We start from the raw sequence: 6,321 nt of genomic DNA, 5'->3' as shown, positions 1-6,321 counted from the left end.
GGTCGAGCCGGGGGAAGGGCCTGGCGTCGGACCCGGGGGCAGGGCCTGGCGTCAGGGCCTGGAGACGGCGGGTCCGGCGCGTGGCCGGGCGTCAGCCCTGCCGCTCGGCCTGGGCGCCCGCGGCGGAGACCTCGCGGAGCCAGCGCGTCTTGACGTTGCCGAGGAGTACCTTCCGGTCGTCCCAGGTGCCGTAGCGCGGGCTGACGTCGATGCCCATACCGGAGGAGGCCTCGCGCAGCGCGTCGACGATCTTCGCCTGGCCGTCGGGGGCGGCGCGGTCGACGCCCAGAGCCTTGGCGAGCTTGTCCATGGCGACCTGGTTGCGGACGGTGGACTCGACCTGATCCGGCCCGATCGCGTACTGCTGGAGCCACATCGCGCGCAGCCGGGCGGCGCCGCCCGCGCTCTTCTCGGCCTCGTCCTGCGCCTTCTGCACGTCGCGGCGGCTGACGCTCACCCCGGCGTCGTCGGCGGCCCGGGCCAACACCCTGTCGAAGATCATGCCGTTGAGGGTGGCCCGGCTGAGCTGGCCGGTGTCCTGGATGAGCTGCGCCGACTGCTCGGTCGCGCCCTGCGCGTCCCGGACGTCCGCGACCCGTGCCTGGAGTTCGGAGACGGTGATCCGCTCCCCGTCGACCACGGCGGCGGCCCCCGGTCGCGGCGCGCTCCCGCAGCCGGCCAGCAGCGGCGCCGCGAGGAGCGCGACGGCGGAGACGGAGATCGCGGTCCTGGAACGGTTCGGGCGGATCTGGCGGATCACGTATGCCTCCCGGCGGCAACGGGTGATGCGGCGGTGCACCGACCTTGCGGTGATCGATAGTAGGCAGTCGGCCTGGCGTGGACCACTGGTTCGACCATCATTCGACCAACGAGTGGGCGGCCGGGGGGATGCGCGGGAGATCCGGCGGGCGGCCCGGGACCGCGGAGACCCGGCCGAGGCGCCCCGCCGCGCACGGACCGAAGCGCCTCAGCCATGGACGGGCCGAAGCGCGTACGGGCCGAAGCGTCTCAGCCGCGGTCGGGCCACGGCCGTACGAGCCTCACTTCGCCGAGAAGCGCGCCGGAGCCTCCGTCGGGTTCCCGCCCGAGGGAAGCTTCTGGTCCGGGCAGCCGGACAGCACCTCGCGCATCGCGTCGCGCTCCGCCGCCGTCACCCACAGCCCGTACTTCCTCTTCACGGCCACCTGTCCGGCCACATAGGCGCAGCGGTACGCCTTGGACGGCGGCAGCCAGGTCGCCGCGTCGCCGTCGCCCTTGCTGCGGTTGGTGCTCGCGTCGACCGCGACGAGGTTGAGCGGGTCGTTGGCGAGCGCGATCCGCTTGCGCGGCTCCCACTGGGAGGCGCCCTTCTGCCAGGCGTCGGACAGCGCGACGAGGTGGTCGATGTCCACCTCGCTGCGCCCGCGCACGAACTCCACGCGCTTGCCGCTGTACGGGTCGCGGGTCAGGGTGCCCGAACCGACCTGGCAGTCCCGGTCCTTGAGGCTCACCCCCGCCAGGTCGCGGGCGAGGATGTCGTCGCGGGTGCCGCAGCCGTTGCCGTCGGTGTCGGCCCACGCCGTGCCGAATCGTTCCCGCGCGTAACCGGTCTTGGGCGCCCGGCCCTTGACGGTCAGCCCGTCGACGGCTTTCAGGGCCGCTCCGGAGGCGGGCACCTTCCCGTCGCCGGAGTCCCCGGCGCCGCCCGAACCGCCGGAGCCGCCGCTCTCCGGTACGCATCCGCTGGCGGCGAGGAGGACGGCCGCAACGGCGACCAGGGTTCCGCGAGTTCGGGAGACCCCGCGGGCAGGGGAGGAGTCGGCGGTTATCGGCGCAGGTATCAAGGCGAGGTTTCCAGTCGGGAGTTGGCGGTACGGGGACGGGCGAGCTGATCCTAGAGAACTCGACGCCTGATCCTGCCGAACTCGGTGCCCCGGCGGGGCCCGTTCAGGAAGATCCCCTTCCGCTTTCCGGGGACTGGCCCCCGGTGCGTCTCCAGGGGTCGCCCCGGGACGTCTCCGGAGCCGTCCCGGGGCCCTGTGACAGGTGGCCTGGGGGTGACATACCGCTACGCGCGTAGATATGCTCACCTGGTGACCATGCCCTCCTCAGTTCCCGCATACGGCGCGGAGGCTGCCGCACGGCTGGCCTCGATGGCGGACGCGACCGCCTCCGACGCCGCGCTCCGCCGCTTCCTGCACGGCCTGCCGGGCGTCGACGCGGTCGGCCTCCAGGCCCGCGCCGCGACCCTCGGCACCCGCTCGATCAAGACGACGGCCAAGGCCTACGCGATCGATCTCGCCATCTCGATGATCGACCTGACGACGCTCGAAGGCGCGGACACCCCGGGCAAGGTCCGGGCGCTGTGCGCCAAGGGCGTCCACCCCGACCCGACCGATCGATCCGTGCCCGAGGTCGCGGCGATCTGCGTCTATCCGGACATGGTCGCCACCGCGAAGGACGCCCTGCTCCAGGGCGGCGGCGCGGAGGTCCGCGTCGCCTCCGTCGCCACCGCCTTCCCCGCGGGCCGGGCCGCGCTGCCGGTCAAACTGGCCGACACCCGGGACGCGGTCGCGGCCGGCGCCGACGAGATCGACATGGTGATCGACCGGGGCGCGTTCCTCTCCGGCCGGTACCTGGAGGTCTTCGATGAGATCAGGGCCGTCAAGGAGGCGTGCGCGCGGGAGGGCGGCCCGGCGGCCCATCTGAAGGTGATCTTCGAGACGGGCGAGCTCCAGACGTACGACAACGTGCGCCGCGCCTCCTGGCTGGCGATGCTCGCGGGGGCCGACTTCATCAAGACCTCGACGGGCAAGGTGGCGGTCAACGCCACTCCCCCGGTGACGCTCCTGATGCTGGAGGCGGTCCGCGACTTCCGCGCGGCCACGGGCGTACAGGTCGGGGTGAAGCCCGCGGGCGGCATCCGGACGACCAAGGACGCGATCAAGTACCTGGTGATGGTGAACGAGACGCTGGGCGAGGACTGGCTGACCGCGGACTGGTTCCGCTTCGGCGCCTCCAGCCTGCTGAACGACCTGCTGATGCAACGCCAGAAGCTCGATACCGGCCGCTACTCCGGCCCCGACTACGTGACGGTGGACTGACCATGGCTTTCGAGTACGCACCGGCGCCCGAGTCCCGCGCGGTGGTCGACATCGCGCCGTCCTACGGGCTGTTCATCGACGGCGAGTTCGGCGAGGCCACCGGGGGCAAGGTCTTCAAGACCCTGTCTCCGTCGAGCGAGGAGGTCCTCTCCGAGGTCGCACACGCCTCCGCCGAGGACGTGGACCGCGCGGTCGCGGCGGCCCGCGGGGCGTTCGGGACGTGGTCGGCGCTGCCGGGGGCCGAGCGGGCGAAGTACCTGTTCCGGATCGCCCGGATCATCCAGGAGCGCTCGCGCGAGCTGGCGGTGCTGGAGTCGCTGGACAACGGCAAGCCGATCCGCGAGTCCCGCGACGCCGACCTCCCGCTGGTGGCCGCGCACTTCTTCTACTACGCGGGCTGGGCCGACAAGCTCGACCATGCCGGCTACGGACCGGATCCGAAGCCGCTCGGCGTGGCCGGCCAGGTCATCCCCTGGAACTTCCCACTGCTGATGCTGGCCTGGAAGATCGCCCCGGCACTGGCCTGCGGCAACACGGTCGTGCTGAAGCCCGCCGAGACGACCCCGCTCTCCGCATTGTTCTTCGCCGGCATCTGCCGCCAGGCCGGGCTGCCGCGCGGCGTCGTCAACATCGTCACGGGCGACGGCTCCACGGGCGCGGAGCTGGTCGCGCACCCGGGCATCGACAAGGTCGCCTTCACCGGCTCGACCGAGGTGGGCAAGGCCATCGCCCGTACGGTCGCGGGCACGGACAAGAGGCTCACCCTCGAACTGGGCGGCAAGGCGGCCAACATCGTCTTCGACGACGCCCCCATCGACCAGGCCGTCGAGGGCGTCGTCAACGGGATCTTCTTCAACCAGGGGCACGTCTGCTGCGCGGGCTCCCGCCTCCTGGTCCAGGAGTCGGTCCAGGAGGAGCTGCTGGACGCGCTCAAGCGCCGGATGGCCACACTCCGGGTGGGCGACCCGCTGGACAAGAACACCGACATCGGCGCGATCAACTCCGCGGAGCAGCTGGCCCGTATCAAGGAGCTGGCGGACTCGGGCGAGGCCGAGGGCGCCGAGCGCTGGGCCCCGGCCTGCGAACTGCCCTCCGCCGGCTACTGGTTCGCCCCCACCCTGTTCACCGGCGTCACCCAGGCGCACCGCATCGCCCGCGAGGAGATCTTCGGCCCGGTGCTGTCGGTCCTGACCTTCCGCACGCCCGAGGAGGCGGTGGCCAAGGCCAACAACACGCCGTACGGGCTGTCGGCCGGGATCTGGACCGAGAAGGGCTCGCGCATCCTGTGGATGGCGAGCAAGCTGCGCGCGGGCGTGATCTGGTCCAACACCTTCAACAAGTTCGACCCGGCCTCGCCGTTCGGCGGCTACAAGGAGTCGGGCTTCGGCCGCGAGGGCGGCCGCCACGGCCTGGAGGCGTACCTCAATGTCTGACCACCGCTTGAACGTCCTGAAGACCTACAAGCTCTTCGTCGGGGGCAGGTTCCCCCGGTCCGAGAGCGGACGGGTGTACGAGGTGACCGCAGCGACATCGGCCCCCGGCGCGGCGGGCCAGGGCGACTGGCTGGCCAACGCGCCCCTCTCCTCCCGCAAGGACGCCCGCGACGCGGTGACGGCGGCCCGCAAGGCGTTCGGCGGCTGGTCGGGCGCCACCGCGTACAACCGCGGGCAGGTCCTCTACCGGATCGCGGAGATGCTGGAGGGGCGCCGGGAGCAGTTCGCGGCCGAAGTGGCCGCCGCCGAGGGGCTGTCCGGGGCCCGGGCCGCGGCGCAGGTGGACGCGGCCGTGGACCGGTGGGTGTGGTACGCGGGGTGGTCCGACAAGGTCGCCCAGATCGCCGGGTCCGCCAACCCGGTCGCCGGCCCGTACTTCAACCTCTCCACCCCCGAGCCGACGGGTGTGGTGGCGGTGCTGGCGCCCCAGGAGTCGTCGTTCCTGGGGCTGGTGTCGGTGCTCGCCCCGGTCGTCGTCACCGGGAACACGGCTGTGGTGGCCACGAGCGAGAAGGCGCCGCTGCCCGCGCTGTCGCTGGGCGAGGTCCTGGCGACCTCCGACCTCCCGGGCGGGGTGGTCAACCTGCTCTCCGGCCGGACCGCCGAGATCGCGCCGACACTGGCCGCGCACCAGGACGTCAACGCGATCGATCTCGCGGGGGCGGACGGGGCGTTGGCGGCGGATCTGGAGACAGCCGCGGCCGACAACCTCAAGCGCGTTCTCCGTCCACAGCCTGTGGACTGGTCCGCGGACCCCGGCACGGACCGGCTGCTGGCCTTCCTGGAGACGAAGACGGTGTGGCACCCGATGGGGGTCTAGCCGCCCGCGAACCGCAGCACGGAGCCCCGCCGCCCGGTCTCCCGGGTGACGGGGCCCTTCGCGTCAGGTCACTTGGCGAGTTCGGTGTGCCAGCCGCCCGGCAGCCGGCGGGCGACGGGGCCGACGACGGGGAGGTCGTCCAGTGACTGGCGCCTGGTGAGGTTGCCGGTCACGTCGTTGGTGCCGACGGACTTGAAGTCGGCGAGCTTCGCGCCGACGCCGTTGGACAGCGGGTCGAGTCCCGTCCCGCCGAGCGGGTACAGCGGCTGGCTCTTCAGCAGCCCGGTCACCGCCGGAATCGTGTGCTGGACACCGGTGCGCAACGATCCGACGGGGTCCTCCAGCTGCGAGCGGTTGAGCGCGATGCGCGGCTTGTCCGCCGCGGGCGGCGCCGGCTCCGCCGCGCTCGCGTTCGCCGCACCACCCGCGCCGAGCGCGGCGCCGGCCGCCACCACGAATCCCGCGCGCAGCAGTGCGCGCGGAACCCGGGCCGCCTTGGGAGCCTTGGGACGTGCGTGATGGGCCATGGCCACCTGCCAGGTTCTGTATCGCGTAGGGCGTTTGGGGATAGGGGGCATACGGGATCCCGATCGCGTGATCGGGTAACGACGGAGCGTAGTCGAGGGGTGCCGGAGAGGCCAATGTCTCGTCCCCCTGCGGGTCGCAACTCCGTACGTGTGCGCGAGAATGGCTGCCCGTGACGTTCCCCCATCGCCGCACCCGCGTGGTGCTGCTCACCGGCCCCTCGGGCTCCGGCAAGTCCTCCCTCGCCGCGCGTACGGGCCTGCCCGTGCTCGGCCTGGACGACTTCTACAAGGAGGAGGGCGACCCCACGCTCCCCCGCATGCCGGGCGGTTCGGCCACGGACTGGGACTCCCCGCTGTCGTGGGACGCGGACGCGGCGGTCGCGGCGATCGAGGAGCTG

General features: G+C 72.4%; 6 protein-coding genes and 1 pseudogene. 4 read left to right on the top strand and 3 right to left on the bottom strand.

Annotated elements, in window-relative coordinates; translation table 11 throughout:
• Nucleotides 1–91 precede the first annotated feature (91 nt).
• Together AOK16_RS20925 and AOK16_RS20920 are read right to left on the bottom strand one after the other, a co-directional pair.
• A complete protein-coding gene (locus AOK16_RS20925) occupies nucleotides 92–760 on the bottom strand; it encodes a SurA N-terminal domain-containing protein (RefSeq protein WP_240483674.1) in 669 nt (222 codons plus the stop codon).
• Between the two features lie 280 nt (nucleotides 761–1,040).
• Entirely contained in the window at nucleotides 1,041–1,823 is a 783-nt protein-coding gene (locus AOK16_RS20920) for an HNH endonuclease family protein (protein WP_398719409.1), read from the bottom strand.
• A gap of 255 nt (nucleotides 1,824–2,078) precedes the next feature.
• Here AOK16_RS20920 and deoC point away from each other — a divergent pair, with 255 nt between their 5' ends.
• From deoC to AOK16_RS20905, 3 genes are read left to right on the top strand one after another with little or no spacing between them, the layout of a single operon-like run.
• Nucleotides 2,079–3,083, top strand: coding sequence for a deoxyribose-phosphate aldolase (gene deoC / locus AOK16_RS20915; RefSeq protein WP_205627744.1), 1,005 nt, complete (start codon nucleotides 2,079–2,081; stop codon nucleotides 3,081–3,083).
• A 2-nt stretch (nucleotides 3,084–3,085) separates the two neighbouring features.
• Nucleotides 3,086–4,516 (top strand): aldehyde dehydrogenase family protein, encoded by a 1,431-nt coding sequence (locus AOK16_RS20910; protein WP_055473729.1) that lies wholly within the window; start codon nucleotides 3,086–3,088, stop codon nucleotides 4,514–4,516.
• Entirely contained in the window at nucleotides 4,509–5,396 is an 888-nt protein-coding gene (locus AOK16_RS20905; RefSeq protein WP_055473728.1) for an aldehyde dehydrogenase family protein, read from the top strand. Before AOK16_RS20910 ends, AOK16_RS20905 begins: the two co-directional genes overlap by 8 nt.
• A gap of 68 nt (nucleotides 5,397–5,464) precedes the next feature.
• Here the strand turns inward: AOK16_RS20905 and AOK16_RS20900 are convergent, their stop codons facing one another.
• Nucleotides 5,465–5,923: a hypothetical protein gene (locus AOK16_RS20900; RefSeq protein WP_055473727.1), complete on the bottom strand. Its 459-nt coding sequence runs from the start codon at nucleotides 5,921–5,923 to the stop codon at nucleotides 5,465–5,467.
• Nucleotides 5,924–6,093: 170 nt separating this feature from the next.
• On the opposite strand from AOK16_RS20900, the pseudogene AOK16_RS20895 reads away from it, so the two are divergent.
• Nucleotides 6,094–6,321: pseudogene (locus AOK16_RS20895) on the top strand (ATP-binding protein); the annotation flags it as partial.

It is taken from the genome of Streptomyces pathocidini (assembly GCF_001418495.1).
GTDB classification, from domain to species: domain Bacteria; phylum Actinomycetota; class Actinomycetes; order Streptomycetales; family Streptomycetaceae; genus Streptomyces; species Streptomyces pathocidini.
This window is presented reverse-complemented; position numbering and strand designations above follow the sequence as displayed.